The organism is Kosmotoga sp., assembly GCF_982836095.1.
Map to the genome: position 1 here is coordinate 1 of NZ_CEYIHJ010000124.1, position 3,338 is coordinate 3,338.

Consider the following 3,338-nt stretch of genomic DNA (forward strand, 5'->3'; position numbering starts at 1 on the left):
CTGCATTGTCAATATCTATGAACCAGTTGGGCTTAGCTGCGATAAATCGCTTTTTCAACGTTTTTTCATAGGGACCTACGATAAGATGGTTTTTAATAGTATCTATGTCGATCACATAGAGTTTTTCTCTTGAAGAAATTCCTAAACCTCTTCGCTGGCCAATCGTGTAGAAGGAAAGTCCGTGATGTGCTCCTATGATATTTCCTTCTGTGTCAACAATATCTCCTTCGGGCAATTTTACTCCTTCAGCATTTAAAAATCGGCGGTAATCATTGTCCGGTATAAAGCAAAGTTCCTGACTTTCCCTCTTTTTATGCACCGGTAAACCAAGATCTTTTGCTTTTTGCCTGATTTCCTCTTTTGTGAGTTCGCCCACTGGAAAGAGTATTTTGCCCAATCTTTCTTTTTTTATTCTTGAAAGAAAATACGCCTGGTCTTTATGATCTGCCTTTCCCTTTGCCAGAGAAATACCATAGGTAGGATGTTTAATTATTCGAGCGTAGTGACCACTGGCAAACATCTCCATACCATCTTCTAAGGCTTTATCCATCAGTGCACCAAATTTTATATAATCATTGCATAGTACACATGGATTTGGCGTTTTTCCGTATTTGTACTCTTCTATAAAATAATTTATTATATGCTTCCTAAATAGTTCATCTAGCCTGATTATTTTTAGCTTTATTCCAAGGGTTTTAGCAATTTTGAAAGCGTCAGTTGTATCCGAAGGGCTGCAACAAACTTTTTTAGTCTCTGGCACTATTTCAAAGAGCCTATCGGGTAAGTTTTTCATATGATATCCCACTACATCGTGACCCATTTCCGTCAACAGCGCAGCAGCCACAGCACTATCAACGCCTCCACTCATCGCAACACCGATTTTCATTCTCTCACTCCACTTCATATTTATGGTCAAACTTTCGTTTTAATAATAGAGAAATTTTTCTCGTTTCTGTTACATCGTATCATCACTTGTCGGGATTTGTGTTTCAGATAGTATAATCTTAAAGAGGAGGCGGTTATATGAAAAAAGTCCTTATCTTTGTTTTTCTCCTTTTCTCGATTATAACCATTGCACAGATGAAGTTTGGCATAGTCGGCTTTTATAGTCCATATGAGATCAGCTATTCTGGTTGGAATTCGATTATAAGTTTCAACGACGACCAGTACAGACCATATGATTTCACCATTAACGAGCCTCCACTTCATCTCAGTGCGACTCACTCTCTCGCCTTTGGCATATCTAACAGCATTGGCATACTCAACATATCGTGTTGGCTTGATATGGCTATGTTTTTAGGCGGCGGGAGAAATGAGTTCAGGATGGGAACTGTCAGGAGAAATTTTGAAAGCGGTTACGCACTTAGAATCCTTTCATATCATTACCACAATACCCTTGTTAGCCCCTTGAGTGCTGATCCCTACTATATCACATTTAACGACCAAATATTTGATCCAACTGAAACAGACGTTACCTTTCTTCACAGGATTTATAACTTCCGTTCCGGATTTTATTCCACATTTCACCAAGGAGATTTTTGGTTATCTGTGGCTTACTATCCAGGTCTTTTAGATTTTAATATTGAAGCGGCAGGGGTAAAGATTTCAGATGGCAATCATAGTGTGTTCTTCCCCTTTAACCCCGCTGGTAATTTCAGTTTCTTAAACGACGAATTTTCTATCAGTCTGGGATTTTACTTCAGAATATTCTGACACCATTATTTTGGGGGTGAGGTAATGAAAAAAGGTTTTCTCGTAGTTCTTTTGGTTCTTCTTGCTGTTTTTGCCTTTGGAAAAACCTATACGGTTGGTACCAGTGCGGATTTCCCGCCATTTGAGTATGTTGAAAACGGTGAATTTGTTGGCTTTGACATGGATTTGATCAGAGCGATAGCAGATGAAATGGGCTTTGAAGTAAAGATAGTGGACATGGCCTTTGATTCTCTTATTGCCGCTCTGGCTTCTGGTAACCTTGATATGGTTATTGCCGGAATGACGATCACTGATGACCGGGAGCAGGTTGTGGATTTTTCTACACCTTATTGGGTAGCCGACCAAAGCGTAGTAGTGAAAAAGGGGTCAGGCATCAATATTACCGTTCTATTCGGTAAGCACAATGTGGGAGTCCAAACAGGCACAACGGCTGATTTATGGGTTGAGGAAAATCTTGTAGATACGAAAATTCTTACCGGACATTTCAAAAGATATGAAACCTTCGTGCTGGCTATGACTGATCTTGTAAATGAAAATGTTGATGCGATTGTGCTCGATTCACCTGTTGCGGAAATGTATGCTAAGAGCCGGCCAGTCGAAATTGTTGGCATTATCAAAACAGGTGAAGAATACGGTATAGCTGTACCTGAAGGGAACAAGGAACTCTTAAATTTGATAAACGAGGGAATCAAACGCCTTCAGGAATCAGGCGAGATAGAAGAAATAATTTCAAAGTATTTCTAATCTATGAAGAAGGGAAGGGATTAGCATCGACAAGTTCTCGCTAATATTAAATTCCTTTCCAACTCTACTGAAAGGCACATGGGTAACGTTAAAAATAACGTTCCTATCGTTGGGGTTGGGGCTGGCAATTGCCCTGCCCCTTTCCTTTGGACAAGTATACGGTGGAAAGGTATTTAAAGCTTTTGTTATCGTCTATGAGCGGATCTTCAGAAGCATTCCGGAGCTGGTTATATTATTTCTCATCTTTTACGGATTTCCGAGAGCCGGCATAAGATTTTCGCCTTTCACTGCTGTGATTCTGGGACTTGGCATCAGAAGTGCAGCTTACCAATCCCAAATATTCAGGGGAGCTATAGAGTCTATCAGCGCCACCCAGATGAGAGCTGCTCGTTCGCTTGGTATGACGAAATTTCAAGGATTCAGGTATGTCGTCCTGCCACAAGCCTTTAGAATAGCTTTGCCACCCTGGGCCAATGAATTCACCATTGTTTTAAAAGATTCTTCACTGGCATATGCTTTGGGAGTCACTGAATTATTGAGACAGGGCGGTTATATTATTTCTACCAGCTATGAGCCAATGTTGATTTATTTGACCATTGCGGCTATCTATTTCGTCATAACTTTCGCAGTAAACAGAAGCTTGAAAAAACTCGAAGAGTTTTTTTCCGTTCCGGGATTTGAGCTAAAGGAGAGTATAAGATGAAAAACAATCCTTTGTTGAGAGTTATGAATTTAAAAAAGCGTTTTGGTGAAAAAGAAGTTCTGAAGGGCGTTAGCTTCAACGTAAAGGAAGGTGAGACAAAGGTTATCATCGGTCCAAGTGGTACGGGGAAAAGCACCCTTTTGGCCTGTATAAATCAGCTTGTAAACCCGGATGAAGG

General features: G+C 40.3%; 5 protein-coding genes. 4 read left to right on the plus strand and 1 reads right to left on the minus strand.

Annotation, left to right across the window (positions count from 1 at the left end):
• The coding region (mnmA, locus tag AC3LHT_RS08105) for a tRNA 2-thiouridine(34) synthase MnmA (RefSeq protein ID WP_488662536.1) at positions 1-886 on the minus strand (886 nt) is incomplete at its 3' end.
• Positions 887-1,023: 137 nt separating this feature from the next.
• On the opposite strand from mnmA, the gene AC3LHT_RS08110 reads away from it, so the two are divergent.
• The 4 genes from AC3LHT_RS08110 to AC3LHT_RS08125 all read left to right on the plus strand — a co-directional run.
• Positions 1,024-1,713, plus strand: a complete 690-nt coding sequence (locus tag AC3LHT_RS08110) for a hypothetical protein (protein ID WP_488662537.1) — start codon at positions 1,024-1,026, stop codon at positions 1,711-1,713.
• A 24-nt stretch (positions 1,714-1,737) separates the two neighbouring features.
• A complete protein-coding gene (locus tag AC3LHT_RS08115) occupies positions 1,738-2,457 on the plus strand; it encodes a basic amino acid ABC transporter substrate-binding protein (protein ID WP_488662538.1) in 720 nt (239 codons plus the stop codon).
• Positions 2,458-2,482: 25 nt separating this feature from the next.
• The gene (locus AC3LHT_RS08120; RefSeq protein WP_366011287.1) at positions 2,483-3,160 is read left to right on the plus strand and encodes an amino acid ABC transporter permease; all 678 of its coding nucleotides are present in this window, start codon (positions 2,483-2,485) and stop codon (positions 3,158-3,160) included.
• Positions 3,157-3,338 (plus strand): ATP-binding cassette domain-containing protein (locus AC3LHT_RS08125; protein WP_488662539.1); only part of this gene is annotated, 182 nt, incomplete at its 3' end. The genes AC3LHT_RS08120 and AC3LHT_RS08125, both read left to right, overlap by 4 nt.

Coding starts and splice junctions, on each gene's coding strand:
- AC3LHT_RS08110 (WP_488662537.1), top strand. CDS start 1,024: ATGAAAAAAGTCCTTATCTTTGTTTTTCTCCTTTTCTCGATTATAACC.
- AC3LHT_RS08115 (WP_488662538.1), top strand. CDS start 1,738: ATGAAAAAAGGTTTTCTCGTAGTTCTTTTGGTTCTTCTTGCTGTTTTT.